At 31.6% G+C, this 19,381-nt stretch carries 19 protein-coding genes; all 19 read right to left on the reverse strand.

Annotated features, from left to right (window positions below; translation table 11 throughout):
- Nucleotides 1-120 precede the first annotated feature (120 nt).
- The 19 genes from EYR00_RS09195 to EYR00_RS09285 all read right to left on the reverse strand — a co-directional run bounded on the left by EYR00_RS09195 (nt 121) and on the right by EYR00_RS09285 (nt 19,325).
- Entirely contained in the window at nt 121-1,971 is a 1,851-nt protein-coding gene (locus tag EYR00_RS09195) for an extracellular solute-binding protein (RefSeq protein WP_003536787.1), read from the reverse strand.
- Nucleotides 1,949-2,806 (reverse strand): ABC transporter permease, encoded by an 858-nt coding sequence (locus tag EYR00_RS09200; protein WP_003536786.1) that lies wholly within the window; start codon nt 2,804-2,806, stop codon nt 1,949-1,951. Before EYR00_RS09200 ends, EYR00_RS09195 begins: the two co-directional genes overlap by 23 nt.
- Entirely contained in the window at nt 2,806-3,849 is a 1,044-nt protein-coding gene (gene potA / locus EYR00_RS09205) for a spermidine/putrescine ABC transporter ATP-binding protein (protein ID WP_003536785.1), read from the reverse strand. Before potA ends, EYR00_RS09200 begins: the two co-directional genes overlap by 1 nt.
- Before the next feature lie 10 nt (nt 3,850-3,859).
- The gene (locus EYR00_RS09210; protein ID WP_003536784.1) at nt 3,860-4,393 is read right to left on the reverse strand and encodes a helix-turn-helix domain-containing protein; all 534 of its coding nucleotides are present in this window, start codon (nt 4,391-4,393) and stop codon (nt 3,860-3,862) included.
- Between the two features lie 129 nt (nt 4,394-4,522).
- Nucleotides 4,523-5,353, reverse strand: coding sequence for a prephenate dehydrogenase (locus tag EYR00_RS09215; protein WP_003536783.1), 831 nt, complete (start codon nt 5,351-5,353; stop codon nt 4,523-4,525).
- A gap of 98 nt (nt 5,354-5,451) precedes the next feature.
- Nucleotides 5,452-5,835, reverse strand: coding sequence for a hypothetical protein (locus tag EYR00_RS09220; RefSeq protein ID WP_003536782.1), 384 nt, complete (start codon nt 5,833-5,835; stop codon nt 5,452-5,454).
- Between the two features lie 17 nt (nt 5,836-5,852).
- A complete protein-coding gene (locus EYR00_RS09225; protein ID WP_003536781.1) occupies nt 5,853-7,313 on the reverse strand; it encodes a nicotinate phosphoribosyltransferase in 1,461 nt (486 codons plus the stop codon).
- A gap of 65 nt (nt 7,314-7,378) precedes the next feature.
- Nucleotides 7,379-7,681 carry a LysM peptidoglycan-binding domain-containing protein gene (locus tag EYR00_RS09230; protein WP_008791500.1) on the reverse strand — a complete coding sequence of 101 codons (303 nt, stop codon included), beginning with the start codon at nt 7,679-7,681 and terminating at the stop codon, nt 7,379-7,381.
- A gap of 78 nt (nt 7,682-7,759) precedes the next feature.
- Nucleotides 7,760-8,440, reverse strand: a complete 681-nt coding sequence (gene rnc / locus EYR00_RS09235) for a ribonuclease III (RefSeq protein WP_003536778.1) — start codon at nt 8,438-8,440, stop codon at nt 7,760-7,762.
- Between the two features lies 1 nt (nt 8,441).
- Nucleotides 8,442-9,416, reverse strand: coding sequence for a phosphate acyltransferase PlsX (gene plsX, locus EYR00_RS09240; RefSeq protein ID WP_003536769.1), 975 nt, complete (start codon nt 9,414-9,416; stop codon nt 8,442-8,444).
- A gap of 37 nt (nt 9,417-9,453) precedes the next feature.
- Complete coding sequence (recG, locus tag EYR00_RS09245; RefSeq protein WP_003536768.1) at nt 9,454-11,472, reverse strand: ATP-dependent DNA helicase RecG; 2,019 nt, start codon at nt 11,470-11,472, stop codon at nt 9,454-9,456.
- A gap of 47 nt (nt 11,473-11,519) precedes the next feature.
- A complete protein-coding gene (locus tag EYR00_RS09250; protein ID WP_003536767.1) occupies nt 11,520-12,431 on the reverse strand; it encodes an AEC family transporter in 912 nt (303 codons plus the stop codon).
- A gap of 102 nt (nt 12,432-12,533) precedes the next feature.
- On the reverse strand, nt 12,534-12,839 hold the full coding sequence (locus EYR00_RS09255) for a PTS sugar transporter subunit IIB (protein WP_008791498.1): 306 nt from the start codon (nt 12,837-12,839) through the stop codon (nt 12,534-12,536).
- A 150-nt stretch (nt 12,840-12,989) separates the two neighbouring features.
- On the reverse strand, nt 12,990-13,820 hold the full coding sequence (locus tag EYR00_RS09260; protein WP_003536765.1) for a PRD domain-containing protein: 831 nt from the start codon (nt 13,818-13,820) through the stop codon (nt 12,990-12,992).
- A 762-nt stretch (nt 13,821-14,582) separates the two neighbouring features.
- Entirely contained in the window at nt 14,583-14,888 is a 306-nt protein-coding gene (locus EYR00_RS09265) for a PTS transporter subunit EIIC (protein ID WP_003536755.1), read from the reverse strand.
- Between the two features lie 244 nt (nt 14,889-15,132).
- The gene (locus tag EYR00_RS09270) at nt 15,133-15,366 is read right to left on the reverse strand and encodes a PTS transporter subunit EIIC (RefSeq protein ID WP_152916950.1); all 234 of its coding nucleotides are present in this window, start codon (nt 15,364-15,366) and stop codon (nt 15,133-15,135) included.
- 15 nt (nt 15,367-15,381) lie between these two features.
- A complete protein-coding gene (locus tag EYR00_RS09275; protein ID WP_003536753.1) occupies nt 15,382-15,525 on the reverse strand; it encodes a hypothetical protein in 144 nt (47 codons plus the stop codon).
- A gap of 142 nt (nt 15,526-15,667) precedes the next feature.
- Complete coding sequence (gene ygjK, locus EYR00_RS09280) at nt 15,668-18,409, reverse strand: alpha-glucosidase (RefSeq protein WP_034558791.1); 2,742 nt, start codon at nt 18,407-18,409, stop codon at nt 15,668-15,670.
- Between the two features lie 226 nt (nt 18,410-18,635).
- Complete coding sequence (locus tag EYR00_RS09285; RefSeq protein WP_003536750.1) at nt 18,636-19,325, reverse strand: hypothetical protein; 690 nt, start codon at nt 19,323-19,325, stop codon at nt 18,636-18,638.
- Between the last annotated feature and the right edge of the window lie 56 nt (nt 19,326-19,381).

Here is a 19,381-nt window from a genome sequence, read left to right on the forward strand (position 1 = left end):
ATAAAAAAATTACCATTTTCTTATATATAAGAAAAAACACACTAAAAAAGATTCATTTTATCAATAATTTTTATATTTATATTTTTAAAAAAACTGCTGATTTTTAATCAACAGTTTTAACTATTTTGCTTTCACTTTCGTCCAGCGAGAATTATACATCTCTTTTACAGCATTATCCTGATAAGCAAATACTTCATCATTCGGGCCAGTGCGCAGTCCATAAGCACTAATATCTTTAAACTCCTCTTTTTCAGCCTGAGCCGCTGCATTAACATTTGCAGTTAAATATCCTACTTCGACAGTATTCTTATAAGATACTTTATCACTTATCATATAATTAATAAATTCATTTGCAAGTTTTGTTTGCTTGCACTCTTTCGAAATAACAAATCCATCAAACCAGACATTAGTCCCTTCTTTCGGCATATAGTAACCCATATTAGGATTTTCCGACATTACTGCTGCTGCATCACCAGAATACATTATCGCCATCGCCTTAACACCACTGATCATTGTATCAATTGACTCATCACCTACATAAACCGGATTCATTTCTTCACGTTGCTCTAACAGCCACTGATAAGCTTCATTTATTTCACGTTCTTTTGTAGTATTCATTGAATATCCTAAAGCTTTGAGAGCAACCATAAAACTATCACGCTCTGAATCATACATATAAATTTGATTTTTGTATTTTGTGTTCCGTAAGATACTCCATCCTGCTTCTAAATCTTTTTCATCTACAACAGTTTTATCATACAAAATACCTACATTACCACAAAAATATGGTACCCAATAATTATTACTCAAATCGAATGACTGTCCTAAAATTCCTTCATTAATATTATCCAAATTAGGAATTAATGATTTATCAACAGGCTGTAATAAATCCTCTTTGATCATTCGTTCAATCATATATTCTGAAGGAACTAGTACATCATAACTATTTCCACTCATATATTTAGTGTACATAATTTCATTTGAATCAAACGTTTCATAAATAATCCGACAATCGAACTTATCTTCAAAATCACTAATAACTGTTTTATCAATATACTCTCCCCAATTATACACTCGTAACGTTTTACGACTGACACCAGTAGAAATTGACCACACTACAGATAAAACTAGACAAACAGCAATAACTATCTTAGCAGTTTTACTGCTTAATAGTTTATTTGTCGCTTTTGGAAAGAATTTCGGCACTAATGTTCCAATTGCCACAAAAAGTAATACAACGACTAATATAATAGTCGCAAGTGCATAAATACTAGGATTAGTTCGCTTTGACATATTGTAAATAACGATCGAAATATTTTCAATTCCATTCCCGCTAACAAAATAAGAAATAATAAAATCATCAAATGACATAGTAAAAGCCAATAAAGCCCCTGAAATTATTCCCGGTTTGATCTGAGGGATAATTACTTTTGTAAGAGCCTGAAATGGAGTTGCCCCCAAATCCATCGCAGCATCGGCTAAATTAACATCTAACTGTCGTACCTTTGGTAAAACATTTGTAATTACAAATGGAGTACAAAAAGCTACATGAGCTAATAACATAGTTAAATAGCCCTTTTCTACTTTAATAAACGAAAACAACAACATCAAGGATATCCCGGTAACTATATCAGGGTTCATTATTGGTAAATTATTTACTTGTAAAACTAACTTACGTAATAATGGTTTTGACTTTGATACTCCAATTGCTGTGATTGTTCCCAAAACTGTTGAAATAACGGTTGAAAGGATTGCGATACTAACTGACACAACAATAGCATCGATCATTTGTTGATTTACAAATAACTCTTGATACCAGCGTAATGAAAAACCACTCCAGCTTGAAAGTGATTTAGAATCATTGAACGAAAAAATTGCCATAATCACAAGCGGTAAATACAAGAACGCTAAAGCAAAACCAATCCATAAACTACTATTAAAATTAAACTTAAAGTTTTTTAGTTTTTTCACGTTTAGCCTCCTCTTGATACCCCGCATATTTTTCAACCCGGTTAATAAGTCCCATGAGGACAATAACTAAAACAGCTAAAATCAAAGAAACAGCACTACCAAAATGCCAATCCCCTACATTAATAAATTGCTGTTCAATAAAATTACCAATTAGAGAGTACTGTCCACCCCCTAACAATTTTGGAATTACAAATGAGGAAATAGCTGGTAAAAATACCATTGTAATTCCTGTTAATACTCCACCTAATGACAATCTAAAAGTAATTTTCCAAAAAGTAGTAATCGGATTCGCTCCTAGATCATTGCTTGCCTCAACTAAAGATTTATCCATTTTAGTTAAAGCGGTATGAATAGGTAAAATCATAAATGGTAAGAAATCATAAACCATTCCTAAAACAACGGCAAAGTCCGTATATAAAAAGCTAACTTCACCAAATCCTAGAAATTGGACAAAATTACTGATGATTCCCTTACTACTCAATATATTGATCCACGCATATGTTCGCATCAACATATTGATCCAAGTTGGAAACGTAATCAATAAAATAAGAAGTGTCTGCGTTTTTTCTTTACACCTTGAAATTGCATAAGCCACTGGATATCCAATTGCCAAGCATAAAACCGTTGTAATTGCACCTAAAACAAACGATTTGACTAATACTGAAACAAAAATTGGATCAAAAAATTTAGAAAAATTTTCTAATGTAAAATTAAATGTAGTAATCGTATTTCCTTTTTGAACAAAGGCATAGATCATAATTAAAAGCATTGGTACAACTGTCAAAACAAACAGCCAAAAACAATATGGGCCAACCAACTTACGAAACTGTTTCATTAATAGCTACCCATTTTATCCATAACATGAATATCTTCAGGCCAAAAATCCAAATTAACTTTTTTCCCTACTTCACTAATATCTGTTGTGTGTACCATATAATCACGATCTTTTGTCTCTACAATAATCTCGTAATGAACGCCTTTAAAAACAATAGAAGTTACAACCCCTTCTATTTTTCCTTTACCAACTTCAACAATATCTAAATCTTCTGGTCGCAAAACAATATCAACATCTTGACCATCATCAAAACCTTTATCAACACATTCAAATTGCTTTCCATCAAATTCAACTAAGTAATCTTTTACAAAAATCCCTTCAATAATATTTGATTCTCCTATAAATTGAGCTACAAAACGATTTTCAGGTTCATTATAAATATCGATTGGTGTTCCAATTTGTTGAATTTGTCCCTCATTCATAACTACGATCGTATCTGACATCGTTAGAGCTTCCTCTTGATCATGAGTAACATAAACAAAAGTAATTCCTACTTCCTGCTGAATATTTTTTAATTCTATTTGCATCGTTTTACGCATTTTTAAATCCAAGGCTCCCAAAGGTTCATCCAATAACAACACTTTAGGCTCATTTACTAAAGCTCGTGCAATCGCTACTCGCTGCTGCTGTCCACCTGATAACTGATTTATATTTCTTTGTCCAAAGCCAGCTAACCCAACTAAATCAAGCATCCGATTAACTTTATGCTTAATTGTTTCTTTGTCCATTTTTTTTATTTTTAAACCAAAAGCAATATTATCAAAAACATCCATATGAGGAAATAACGCATATTTCTGAAAAACTGTATTTAGTTCTCTTTTATACGGCGGTAACCCACTAATATCTTGACCATCAAATAAAACAGTTCCACCATTTGCTTCTTCAAAACCACCCATAATTCTTAAAGTTGTAGTCTTACCGCAACCACTTGGTCCAAGTAAAGTTACAAATTCTTTTTCATTAATTTCTAAATGAATACCTTTTAAAACAACTTGACCATTATATTCTTTTGTTAGATTGTCTAATTCAATTAATTTTGTCATAATGTCTCCTTTAAAATAATGGTGGTGTTGAAACCCAAATAACCTTAGCCTTAGTTTCCCCAGGATTAAATAAATAATGCGATACTAATCCCTTCAAATAGAAAGTTTCTCCTTTTTTCAACACAAATTCATTATCACCATAAATCAACTTAACCCGTCCTTGAACAACATACCCAAATTCCTGTCCTTCATGAGGAGCAATTATCATTGACTGTTTATCTTTTTCTAATTCAATTAAAATTGGTTCCATATCATTTTTTTGAGCGTTAGGAATAATATATGAAATTTTATAATCATCTTGAATATTTTCAAAAAAATCATCTTGTTTAAAAACTAGTTGTTCCGCTTCTTTTTCACTAAAGAACTCTTGCAGATTAGTTCCCAAAGCTTCTAAAATATCTTCTAAAGTAGCAACCGAAGGTGATGTCAAATCCCGTTCTAATTGCGATAGAAAGCCTTTTGTTAATTCACTGCGATTGGCTAGTTCTTCTAAAGTTAAACCATTAGCTTGCCGTAATCTTTTTACCTTACTCCCGATATCCATAAGACACCTCCATCATTTATTCTTTTCAACAGTCTAATTATAACGAATCTTGTCAATAAAGCAACTATCATTTAACAATTTGTTTAATATATTATACTTAATAGCAAAAAAATAATAGGCCTAGACCTATTATTTCTCTAATTTTTCCCGTCGTAACGAAGATTTAATAAATAAATCTTTTAGTAATCGTTCGTCATTATCTTTTAAAGCCACTTTAATTAAGTCTAGTTGTTCTTCAAATGCTTCAATTGAAGCCAACAAATAATCACTATTTCGTAAAAATAACTCTGACCATAAATTTTCATTAATATTTGCAATTCGAGTTAAATCACGGTATGAATCTCCTATGTACTTACCAGTTTCATATTTTTCATTATCACTATTAATCAAAGACACTGCAATTGCATGTGGCAACTGTGATGTAAATGAAATAATTTCATCATGAGCTTGTGGCGACATGATTTTAACACTCTTAAAACCTAAAGTTCCAACAAAACGTTCCATAAAACTAATGCATTCTTTTTGATTAACCGGATGTTCAATCAGTATATAATTAGCATTTTTAAAAACTTCTTTACTAGCGTACCCATATCCTTTTTTCTCTCGTCCAGCCATTGGATGTCCACTAACAAATTCAACTTCAGGATCAATAATTGTCATTGCTTCTTCTAAGAAATAAGATTTAATCCCTACCGCATCAGTAATGATACTTCCTTTTTTAAATTTATTCTCTTTAATAAATTTTAAAACCAATGAAGGATATAAACATATAATAGTTAAGTCAGATTGTGCAATAATTTCTTTTCCATCTGTAAATCCCTCAATTATAGTTCCTTCATTTTTCGCCATTTGTAAAGTCTTTTCATCGATATCAATCCCATAAACTTCATGACCTTGACCTTTTAAGGCTTTAACAAAACTGCCTCCAACTACTCCGAGACCTACTACTGTAATAATCATAAAGACCTCCTCGATTATTTAATTATCTGGTCTTACCTTATATGTAATATTATTCTCAGTAAAAGTAAGCTCCATAAAATTATAATATTTCTTACACTTTAAACTAAAAATACTGCAATCAATGACGTTGCCCCTAAAAGCAATGCCATAAAACAATAACGAATAAACAAAGCGCTTAGTGGCGGTTTCTCTTCCTTATTGATAAAATAGAATGTTAAAACTACTAACAAACTCGTCAATACCCCATGCCCTAAAATAAAGGCAGTTTTAGCATCATAGTATTTCATTAATAAAGGAATGAAAGCTAAACTTACAGCCAAAAAATCTAAAACTATATAAATCACTGTTCGTAAATTTATCTTTATCCACCGAAAACTAAAATTTTCTTTAAATTCAGTCATCTTAGATTTTTTAGTTTTTTCTTTATGATAAAAATCAAATTCCTTTTTTTGTCTTTCAACCTTACGATCAAATCTTGCCACTTTTATTCCTCCATTAACTACTTTCTTTTTTCTTCTAACATCTTAATTTTATAATCTAACAGTTTTTTTGTTAAATCAACATAGTAATCATGAGGGTATTCTAAGCGGAACACTTCATCCCACAAACGTGCTTTTTGTTGATTAGAATATTCACGAATTTCTTCTACAGTATATTCGGGGTATACCCGTTTACCATTAATAAAGACTGGTACTTGTAACTCTTCTACACTGTATGTATTAGCAGCTATTGTCTTAAATTTCCAAATATTCGATTGATGATATATTGTTAAATCGTGACTACTGGAAATCTCTTCATCATGAAAAGCAATTACATCACCAATTGCTTTTCCTGTTTCATTTTCGAATAAGCGATATACTTTTTTATATCCTGGATTCGTTATTTTTTCCGTATTTTCAGAAATTTTGATTTTAGGAATAATTTTTCCATTTTTTTCCAGAGCCACTAACTTATATACACCACCAAAAACTGGCGCACTCCGTGAAACAATAAGGTTTTCACCCACCCCAAATGAATCCAGCTGGGCTCCTTGATCCAATAAAGAACGAATCAAATATTCATCTAATGAATTTGATGCTGTTATCTTAGCATCAACTAATCCCGCAACATCAAGCATCACTCGCGCTCGCTTTGATAAATAAGCAATGTCACCACTGTCTAAGCGGATGCCTTTTAATTTTTTACCTAACGGCGCTAAAACTTCATTTGCTACTTTTATAGCATTAGGCACACCACTTTTTAATGTATCATATGTATCAACTAATAATACACAATCATCCGGATATGTAAGAGCATACGCTTTAAAAGCTTCAAATTCACTTTCAAATGATTGAACAAATGAATGAGCCATTGTTCCTACTACAGGAATATTAAACATCATCCCCGCAGAAACTGTAGCTGTCCCGGCAACTCCACCAATATAAGCAGCTCGAGCTCCATATGTAGCACTATCATAGCCTTGAGCTCGCCTTGCCCCAAATTCTAAAACCGGTCGTCCTTTTGCTTCTCGAACAATGCGGTTAGCTTTTGTAGCAATCAATGATTGATGGTTTACAGTTACCAATAATAAAGTTTCAATTAATTGTGCTTCTATAAATTTTGCACGAATTGTAATTAAAGGTTCATTAGGGAAAACCGGTGTACCTTCTTTAACCGCATATATTGACCCCGTAAAATGAAAATCTCGTAAATAATCAAAAAATTCTTCATCAAACTTATTTAGTGAGCGGAGATATTTAATATCTCCCTCACTAAAATGTAGGTGTTCGATACATTCAATCAACTGCTGAAGACCAGCAAATATTGAGAATCCACCATTATCTGGATTTTTACGATAATACATATCAAAATACACATATTCATCTTTATTGCCTTGTTTAAAATAATTATAAGACATTGTTAATTCATATAGATCCATTACCAATGTTAAATTACGTTTACTTCCTGCATGTAAATCCATCTATTGTTCTCCTTGTATATATTTATCATTATAATAAACTTTTTTCTTATAAAAATCTAGTTATTTTAGAAATATAGTTCATAAGACTGTCTTGGTTGTGGTTGCGGCTGTGGTAATGGCTGTGGCTTCATTGGTGGCATTTTTTCAAATAGTACTGGAACTAATAATTGTTGCCCAGGATAGATCATCATTTTATCATCTAGGCTATTCATATTTTTAATATAGTCAACTCGTGTATTAAATCGTCGTGCAATTGCATAAACGTTATCACCACGATTTACAGTATATAGAAAGATATCACCTACCTTTGGTGCAACTGTTGGCATTGGTCGCCGATCAAACAAATTATCCATGTAATCTTCGTACATGTACATCCCTCCTACCATAACCTATTCAAATAAAAAAATAATAAATAGGCAAAAAAACAGACTTCATAAAAAAGTCCGTTATCTTGCTAATTTATTTAATGCATCTTTAGCTGCCTGTTGCTCTGCTCTTTTCTTCGAAGAACCTACTCCAACCCCTAATACCATCTCATCCATTTTAACAGCCATTTCGAATACTGGATTATTTGACGGTCCTGATGATGAGATTAGATCATAAGTTACCGTCTTTCTCTGATCAGCCTGAATCAATTCCTGCAATTTTGTTTTAAAATCTGTAATTTCATCGTAATTAACATCCTCAACATGCTTATAGATCGTAATATCCAGCATTTTTTCAACATATTCTGGTCCACAGTCATGACATATCGCACCCATAAAAGCTTCAAAAATATCGGCTAAAACACTATCACGATCACGCCCACCATTATTCAACTCACCTGCTCCTAAATAAATAAGCGGGCCTAGATCAAGTTCTCTAGCAAAACGTGCTAATGATTCTTCACGAACAAGTTTTGCTCTAAGTTTGGTTAGACGGCCTTCTGGCAATTCCGGGTATAAATCAAAGATATGCCGAGAAACATGATACTGTAAAACCGCATCACCTAAAAACTCCAACCGTTCATAATCATGATTTTTCATTTTATTTTCATTTGCATATGAAGGATGCGTAAAAGCTTCCTTAAATATTTCTATATTCTGATAAGGTATTTCCATTTTTTGTAAAAATTGTTCTAATTCCACGTTAATTCAATCCTTCTTTCATTTTTTCCACAACGTCACTAGAAACCATTTCAAAAGCTAAGTTAATTGCATTTTCAAAAGCAATTGCATCACTTGAACCATGGGCTTTAATAACCGGTTTAACAAAACCCATCATTAAAGCACCACCTGCTGCCTTAGTATCAAATTTAGTCAATAACTGTTTTAAAGCCGGCTTAGCAAGAACCGCTCCTGCCTTGGTTCTAGTTGATGACATAAAACCATCTTTTAAACTTTTAACCAGCACTTTTGCAACACCTTCAATTGTCTTTAATGCTACATTACCTGTAAAGCCATCCGTTACGACAACATCAACTTCACCATCCAAAATCTCTTTACCTTCAATATTACCAACAAAATTAATTTCTTGCATATCTTCTAACAATTTATATGTTTCTTGATGAATCTCATCACCTTTATGATGTTCACTTCCAATATTTAATAAAGCAATTTTAGGGTTGGTAATTTTTAAAACATTTTTAGCATAAGCGTTACCCATGATTGCAAATGATTTCAACTGTTCAGCTGTATTTTCTGAATTTGCCCCAACGTCAAGCATTGCTACTTTATTATCACTGTAAGTAGGCATCATTGCCATTAAACAAGATTTTTCAACACCTTCAATACGTTTTAAAAATAACATTGCACTTGCATAATAGGCACCAGTATTTCCACAAGATAAGACTGCATCAACTTCGCCCTTACGAGCCAGCATCATTGTTTTAACCATACTTGATTCCTTTTTACGACGAATGGCTAAAATATTTTCTGTCATTTCCAGAACTTCTCGCGCATCGATCAAAGTCACTTGATCATATGGTTTTAATGCTTCTAATTCCTCAATCTTTCCCACAACATATAATTCATCTGTTTTATTTTTCTCTAAAAATGATAGACATGCTTCCACAACTATTCTGCTTCCTAAATCACCACTCATGGCATCAATTCCTAATTTCATCTACTTCACCTCATATTAGTCATAATTATAACATAAATTAATCAATATATTTATTATTGTTGATTAATTGTTCTTCGATTTCTTTTATTAATTTTAAATATATTAAATCATTAGATTTGCTTTCAAGCAGTTCTAATGCATCCTTTCTAGAAATTTCTAAAATATTGGCATCTTCGAAAATATTTCCAACACTAAACACCGGTAATCCACTTTGTTGATTTCCAAGTATATCCCCCGGTCCGCGCAATTTTAAATCATAGTAAGAAACTTCAAAACCATCATGACAATTTCTTAAAAATTCTAAACGTTCCCATGCCTCTTGACTTGAAGAATTACTTAATAAAAAACAATATCCCTGCTGATCACTACGACCAACACGACCACGCAGCTGATGAATCTGACTCAATCCAAATCGCTCAGCATTGTAAATAACAATCCAATTTGCATTACTTACATCTACCCCAACCTCAATTACAGTTGTTGAAACTAAGATTTGAATCTCATTAGCTTTAAATGCTGCCATGATCTGATCCTTTGTTTCATCGTCCATTTTACCATGAAGCAGACCAATTTGATACTGTTCTTTAAAATAGGCCTTCATCCCATTATATATTCCCGTAGCATCCCTGCTATCGATAGCTTCACTTTCTTCAACCAGAGGGCAGACAACATAACATTGTCCTCCACTTGCTAAATACTCTTTCAAACGGTTTAAAATAGGTTTCATACTATGTGTCTTAAAAACTTCTGTAATTACTGGTTTTCTTCCACTTGGCATCGTTTTAATAGTTGATACATCCATATCCCCATATATACTTATGGCCAGTGTTCGAGGAATCGGAGTTGCTGACATAACCATAAAATCTACTTGTTTACCTTTTTCTTTTAGTGCTTTACGTTGATTTACTCCAAAACGATGTTGTTCATCTGTAATAACTAAACCAAGTTTTTGATAAATTACTTTTTCTTGAAATAACGCATGTGTTCCAACCACAATATCAATAGTCCCGTTTTCTAAATCATTATAGATTCTTTGTTTTTCTTTATTTGATAAATGTCCTGTTAACAAAGCAATATTGATATCTATTTTTTTAAATAATTTGATTAATGAACGATAATGCTGAGTAGCTAATATTTCTGTTGGCGCCATCATTGCTCCTTGATATCCAGCTAAATAATTTGCATATAAACCAATTGCTCCAACCACTGTTTTACCACTTCCAACGTCTCCTTGAACAAAGCGATACATCATTGTTTCTTTTTGTAAATCATTAATTACTTCCAACGCTGCTTGTTCTTGATCAAAAGTCAATTCAAAAGGCAATTGGGCAATAAACTCATCTAGAGTTTGGCGATTAAATTGCTTTTTTATTCCCAAATTATCTTTCCTAGATAATTTAATGTATTGCATAGTTAATTGAAAACGTAAAAATTCCTCATATTTTAGATAACGTAACGCCTCTTTTACATCACCATTATTACTAGGAAAATGAATTAAATTCAATGCTAATTCTTTATGGATTAAATGATGTTTAATTAATAAATTAGTAGGAACCTCGTCTTGAATATGACCATGATAAAAATTTAATGCCTTTTTTACATAACCTTGAAAAGATTTTTGAGTAATTCCTTCTTTTAATGAGTATATTGGTGTAATCCCACTGATTTCATCAAGTGGTTTTAATCGTAAATCACTAGCAGTGATACTTTTTGTTTTACTATTATATTTACCAATAATGGTCAAAGGCATTTCTTTAGTCATATTTTTTTTCAAAAAATGACGATTAAATAAAGTTACTTTATAAACCTCCTGCTTATATAATATTTGAAAAGATAATCTAGATAAGCGCCCCTTATAAAATATTTTAGGCTCATCAATTAAAACACCTTCAATAATAACTTTTTCGTTATCTATTAAAGGTGTTTCTTCAATCGATTCATAACGATAAGGGAAATGTAAAACAAGATCGCGAACTGAATAGATATTCATATTATTTAATAATTCAATACGATTTGTATTTATTTTTAATTGTTGTAACGGTATTTGTTTAGTCATATTATCACCACGAACATTGTATATTATTTAAACAAAAATATCTACTATTATACAAAAAGCATTAATAAAACAACTAAGACTCCAATCCCAATTAAAATTGATAAAGAATTGGCTACAGCAGCTACTTCTCCTTCATATTTACACTGTCTTGTAAAGACTGCAGATACTGTACTGATCGGTGCAGCTAAAGCAATAATTAAAATCTTTTTAGCAAGCAGCGGCAATGGTAATAAGAAGAAGCACAAAGCCATTAATAACATATTTCCTAAAAGACGGTATGATAAAATAGAGATTAAATCCTTGAAGTCATCATGCGAAATTTTAATTTCTAATAACAGTCCAATCATCAGCATTGCTAAAAAACCATTTCCAGCGCCAATAAAATCAGTGATTGATAAAATTGGAGCTGGTATTTTTATTTTAAATAATGCTAAAAAGAAAATAACAATATATACATCAAAAGGAATTGATGAAAATAATTTTTTTATTACATTGCTTACGGATAACTTCTGTTCACTACTAACAACACTTGAAGCAATCGCAAAGGTTCCCCCTAATCCCATTAACGCATTTCCAACATCAAACATACATAAATAAGCTACACCCATTCCTGGGAAAAAAGCTTGAACAAACGGTAAAACAAAATTACCAATATTGTAGCCCGAACAATTGATCATATACGCTGCTCTTGTTGGTGCCGATTTCCCGTTACTAACAAAATACCCAATTGCAACCATTAAAACGTTTAAAATAATCCCCATTAAAATTAAAACAATCATAGCACCATTGATCGTAATTCCATTAGCATTAGAAAAAAGTGCACATGGCAATGTAACATTCATAATAATTGTTGCCAAAGTATAACCGTCTTCCTTTTTTAATATTCTAAATTGTTTTAATAAAAAACCGATAACTATTACAATTACAAAACCTAAAGCCTTTATTAACACATCAAACATATTTATTCCCCTTTTTATATGATAAGACAATCATAACTACTTTTTAAACTTTTTTTATTCTTTTTTCAAAATATAAAAAAATAAGTTATTCAATCGAATAACTTATTTATTGATCATTTCAATTGCTTGTTCTAAAACAGCTTGCCCATCCATTTTAGAAAAGTTAACACCATCAATTGAAGCAACCGGAATAGAACTATTAACGATACCTTTAACCTTTTCAAGATCTCCAGCATTTTGAGGAGCAACTAAAATACAATCAGCATCAGCCCAAGATAAGTCGATTGCGCTTTCAGCAACTGCCCAAATCATCACATCTATGTTCTTTTCTTTTGCATCTTTTTTCATTGCATTTACAAGCATACTAGTAGTTAAACCAGATGCACAGCATAGCAAAATTTTATACATAAATATACCTCCATAAACATTTATCATTTACATATGAAACGATTTTATCACAATGAAATTAAAATTACTACAATTTTCAGAATTTAAAAATAAATTTTGACATAAAACGATTCACTGTTTATTTTATGAAAAAATATAGTAAAATATCCCCTATTTTAGTTCAATTGATAAAATTCTTTCTAAATGTAAAGCTAAATAACCAATTTCTGATTGTGGAATCTCTTTTTTCATTACCTTTGATAAACGAATACAAATTTCTTTAGAACGTTCATATGCAAAAGGAAATCTTTCTTGGGTAAAATCACTAATATCCATTTGTAATTTTTCTTCAGTATTAAGACGTAATAATAAATATTTAATGTGATTCATCAGTCGAATATAAGAGATTGAATTACGATCAATTCCAATATTCAATTCTTTTCGTAATTTATCAATACTCTCATGAATTATTTCCATTGCCTGCATCGATTCGCCAACATGATCAGTACTAATGGCTGAATGAACATGTAATGTTATATAACCAACTTCATCTTCAGTTATTTCGAAACCAGTAATTGAATTGATTAATTGTTTACCTTTTAATGCCACCTTATATTCTTCTGGAAATAGTAATTCAATATCTTTGGTAAACGGATTAGACATATTAACATTTTCTTGGATTCTTTTAATTGCAAAATCAATATGATCGGCTAACGGCAATAAAATCTTTGTATCTACGTGATCAAATTGTTCTTGAGCAAATCTAATTATATCGGATGCGATTTCAATAAAAACGGGATCAACATTCCTGATAATCTCGTGTGGCAACCTTTTTTCCTGTTCTTTTGTTTCCATCTTATACTTTTTAACTCCATCACTTGGAATATAAATATCGTTTATCTTTTTACCAAAACCAATACCCTTACCTAAAAAAATAACTTCCTGATTATCTTTACTTGCTAAAATACTATTATTATTTAACACTTTTTCTATTCGATACATGATTATCCCTTCCCATCTTATCCGTTTTCCTTAAGCAGCAAAATCATTTTATGTTTCACATGTTTATCACCATTATAAACTTACTATAATCTAACTTGATTTATATTACTCTTACCTAATTAAACCTTATTTAGCTTTTCTAAATATTCTTCTAATTTCATTTTTAGGTTTGATGCCTTAGGCCAAAGACCAGCTGGATATTTAATTCCCGATAAATAATTCCTATAACACCTGATTTCTTTAGTATATTTTCATCTATCTTTGCAAGATCATTAACAAACCTATTATTTCAACTATCCAAATATTTAAAGTTATTCTTTCCACCCAGTCCTTTTACAATATAATAAAATTGCTGATTAAAACCATCTATAACTTTACTGGCTGTTAAAACATCAAAATTTTTCTCATCTTGCTGCAATAGCAACTTACCGTTATTACTACGTCCCAATGTTTTTAAGTTATATTTTAGAATTAAATATTTAAAACTACTATAATATAAAAGAAAATAAATAATCCCCACTGGAATTATTAGCAGCCAATTTGTTTTGGCGTTCCCCTGCAATATCCCGAATATAATTAAATCAAGTTAATCCTACTGTAATATTCAAAATATGTGCAGCAAGATAAGCACTTTCCGCCAAAATACTTGCATCCCAAATAACATTGGTGCCATAAAAATAAAAGAAAATTCAATCGATTCTGTGATTCCTGTTAATATACACATTAATGCCGCAGTCAGCAATATTCTACATACCAACTTTTTTATTGTGAATCGGCACATTGATATATCGCTAGAGCCACATCAGGTAGTCCAAATATCATAAATATAAACCCTCCTGAAAAATAGCGCGTAGCTGCTACACTAAAATAGAGTATGTTAGGATCAGCTAGTTGGGCAAAGAAAATATTCTGTCCACCTTGAACTAATAAACCATCAATAAGCATACTCCCGCCTACTGCAGTTTGCCAAAATGGTAGACAAAATACATGATGCAGTCCAAAGGGAACTAATAAACGCTTTATTACACCAAAAATAAAAGTCCCTAAATATCCAGTTTCATTTACCAAACTTCCCAGTGTATAAATAATACTTTAAATCTGCGGTCAAATCACATACATTATAATTCCCATAATAATAAAAATCGAAAGAATCGGTGTGAATTTTAATTTTTCAATACAGGATACACATTTAGAAAGCTTAGTTCGGTAAAAAAATGATTATGCAAGTACGCTACCGTCGTTCCAACAACTATTCCGCCAAAAATTTCCATTTCTAAAGTCGGAATTACGCATATTACCGTAATCGTACCCTTTAAAACATTATTACTATCGAATTATCAGCTAAGATTTGACCGTTAATTACCAATAACACATTAATTAATGCATACATTACAAAGAAAGCAATCACCGACGATAAAACCGTAACTGCTCTTTCTCTTTTTGCCATTCCCAAAGCCATTCCAGCTGCAAAAATAAAAGATAGATTATCAATGATTCCTAAACCCGCTTTTTTCATTATAACAAGTAGAGCATTTATTATCGTCACCTCGCCTAAAATCTTCTACAAATTATATGAAGTGATCATTGTTTCATTTGCAAAAGCAATTGCTAATCCGAACACCGATCTCGTAACTGGTAGAACTGCTATTGATAACATAAAACTTCGTTCGATTCTTTGTAACAGCGCAAAAATTCGCTCTTTCATTCTTTCCTCCGAATCCAACGAAATCCACTTTCTCTATGGTATCATTGAAAGTGCTTTCGGTCAATAAATTGTATTGAATCAAAAACATTTTTTACATTCTAAAAACACACGAATCTAATCGTGTGTTTTTATCCTCACAGCATTAATTGTGTTTTTTTCTTTTACCTGCTAATGCTAATGCACCTCCTGTAAGACCTAATAAAACAGCATAGCCTATAGTTTCAATGCTATCTCCAGTTTTAGGACTAGTGCCTTCATTATCCGTTATTTTAATTTTAACAAGTGCATTCAATGCCTCATTTAATTTAGCAGCTGCTATGTCAACCATATCTTGCGTTGCATTTTTATCATCATATACAGCTCTACCGTTTTCTAAAGCAATTACTAAACCCTGATAAGAATCTTTAGTATACTCAGATTCTTTGATTAATTCTGCTTTTTTTATAGCTTCTAATAATAACTCTTTATTTATATTTACTTCAATATTTACATTAGGAATATCGAATCCTGTTTGTGATGTTGTATTAGTAGAAGTTAATGTATTTTGATATAGCAGATAGAAAGCGGAAGCACTCCAGCTAAAATTCTTAGTATGTAGCCCTTCTCCCGTTTCAGGGTTATAATTTTCATGGATTGGTCCTGTTCCTAACAAGCCTTTAGCATGATCAAATAATTTCGTTGTTGCCACTTTCGCTTCATCATAATAGCCGTAATTTTGTAAAGCTTCTACCGCATATAGAGCTTGATCTAGCCATACTGGTCCACGCCAATATTTTTCTGGTGCATATTTATTATTATCTTTTGAAGCTGTTGGGAAAGGTACAAATGTATCAAACTTATTAGCATCTGTCATACTTTCTACAACTCGTGCAGCTTTATCTTTAGTCGCTGCTTTAGCCCATAGTGGGATCCATCCTTCAGTTCCTTTACCCCGATTCACTAATAATTTCTTTTCTGAACCATCTTCATTTGTTTGAACATCATAATAGAATCCAGTTTCTTCATCGTACATTCTATCATTAATATATTCTTGAATATATTGTGCCTCTTGTGTATATTTTACTACATCATTTTGATACCCCAATTCTTCTGCCATTGATTTCAAGAAACCTTTTTCAGCATATAAATAAGCATTTAAATCCACTGATTCTTGATTAATAACATATCCAATTGGCGCATGTTGATTATTTCTTACTGTATAAATTTCAATGCCTTTATCATCTGCCCCGTTTCCTTCACGGTCAAAACGTGTTGCATTATCCATTCCACTTTCCCAAGCAGCCGCTTCAATTCCAGCTTCTGGGCATACAATACGTTCCCCATTATCATCTAAAATATAACCGTCTTCATTAACTGTACCAAACCCTTCAACATACTGACCAACTGTATATTCATAATTACGCCAATCATAACATGTTTCATGCACCATTCCACCATATTCAGCAATACCATTTTTATCAATATCACGATTTGTATACCACCAGTTATGATAAGCAGCTAATTTGGGATACATTTCTTTTAAAAACTCTTTATCACCAGTTTGACGATAAACATTTTCAACTGCCCATGCTGCTAAAGCTGGTTTAGAATTTCGTTCATTCCAGTTACCGCCATCACCACCGCGATCTTCATTTTGATTATAGAAAATACAGTCAATGATAGCTCCTGCATCTTGAGGGCGTACTGCATCATCACTTTTAATTTGATAATCAAATAAAGCACGAACATTATCTTTAGCTAATTCTTCATTAAAATATGTTGTAGCTACTACTTGTTTCCAAGAATCCCATGCCCACATACCGATGAACCATTTATATGACATTGATGGAACGATTCCATCATGTTTGATTGCTCCAGCAGCAGAAAACCAGTTAGTCATCAATGTTTCTATTGATTTTACTGCAGCCCGTTGATAATTAACATTAGCATCTACTCCATTTTCAAAAATAGTATCTACATATCCTTGCCAACGAGAATTATTTTTCTCGAAATATTTTTGAGGATTTTTTAATAAATTAGTTACTTTAGTTTTTTCTGAAACTCTTTCTTCATTTGTGAAAGTAAAACTTTGTGTTTGATAAGTATTATATTCGCTATCAGCTCCAATCGTTATTGATTCATTTTTGGTAATTGTATATGATAACCGATCATCACTTACCGTTGTTTTAATATCATCTTCACTTAATACTACATCAAATGAGTTTTCAGTTGTTGTCATATATTCCCAAGTGCCTCTTTTTTCAATGAAGTTAACTTTCACCCCATCTGCACTTTCACTCAAAGTAGTTCCCATACTTTTATTTTCACTAGTATACCAAGTAAATAAATGTCCATCCCAAGATAAATTTAATTTTAAATCATTATTAGTTTTATTAATTATTTTTGTTTCGATCAAAGCACTTCGGTTAGTACCAAAAATTAATTTTAATTTTAATGTTAACTCAGCCAAATCATAAGTTTGTTCAAGACGACCTGGATAATATACCTCATTAGTAGTCGCTTTAGTTAAATCAATTTTTTCATTTCCTTGTGCTGTTACTTTTTCTAAATTAATTTTATTAATTGAATCAGATAAATTAATTGGATATTCTTCTGCAATGATTACTGGTCCAGCAAATCCCCCATATAGATCTGTTGCTGTTTTTTGATGTAGATAGTAACCATGCCAAGCTCCCATATCTGAAAAGTTATTATATTCATTTGTACTATATGTCCCGTAGATTTTTTCTTTTGGATCGGCAGTTACATCTAAAACATTTCCAAAATCAGTAAGGGGTTTTGTATTCTCAGCTGCTCTTGTAATCGTTATTGTAGAGCCCAACATCATGCATGACAATCCTAAAATCAGTCCTTTTTTCATGATACCTCTTTTTTTCATTCTCATCGATTTTCTCCTCCATATAAAACTGTAAAAAGATGTATGCTATAGGATAAAGATGAACGCGCGCTTTTTCATCAAAAAAGGCATCAACATATACTAAAAAAATATATAAAGATAAAAAATATCTTAATATAAATCTAGTATAGTTGATGCCTGCATTACCAGTTACACACTATTTCAATTTTTACAAACTAAATACTATCATTGTAAACGGTTACTGTCAACCCTTTTAGTGAAAATTGTTTTTATCCCAAAACATTTCCTTGTTTTTAAAATAATCATCACCTCGACAAAATATACTGCGTCCAACTATTTTGCCAAAACATTTGGCACTCTTTTTAGCAACTTCAAAACTCATTGGTGCAAAATACTGTTCATCGATTCTTTCATCTGGGCAATAATCCAAGAGATTCCCCTCAAAATAAATATTGTCTTTAAAAATAGTAAGTAGATCATCGGGTTTATAATAATATCCCGGGGCACTGAATTTAAAACCGATTTGGCTTAACACATGGATAACAAATTCAACACATGTATATGATTGATATGTAGCAAATCCCTTTGTTACTGGGTAAGTAAGAACCGAAAAAAGGTTATATAAATATTCTTCATTACCATACAACTCCCCAATAATCTCATTAGCTAATTTATATTGTTCTAAACTAACCGGAATTTTTATAATTGCAACATCAACAAATGTTTCTTTTCTTAATGTATAGCGAGGAATTGTTTCAAGGACAATCCCGGCTAAAAATAATGAATTATGCTGTAGACGAGCAAATGAATATAACGCTTGAAGATTTTCATCTAATGCGATGGCACTATGATTATAGCGAATCCTTCCAACTTTTCTAATCATGTAACCAAATCTTGTTGGTGTTTTGGAAACCATTAAATATAAATTTTTTGTTTTATCCATCGTTAGATTCCCTTCAATATTTTTTATCTTAATATTATAACCATACCATATATTTT

The sequence above is a fragment of the Thomasclavelia ramosa DSM 1402 genome (genome assembly GCF_014131695.1).
In the GTDB taxonomy this organism is placed as follows: Bacteria; Bacillota_I; Bacilli_A; order Erysipelotrichales; family Coprobacillaceae; genus Thomasclavelia; species Thomasclavelia ramosa.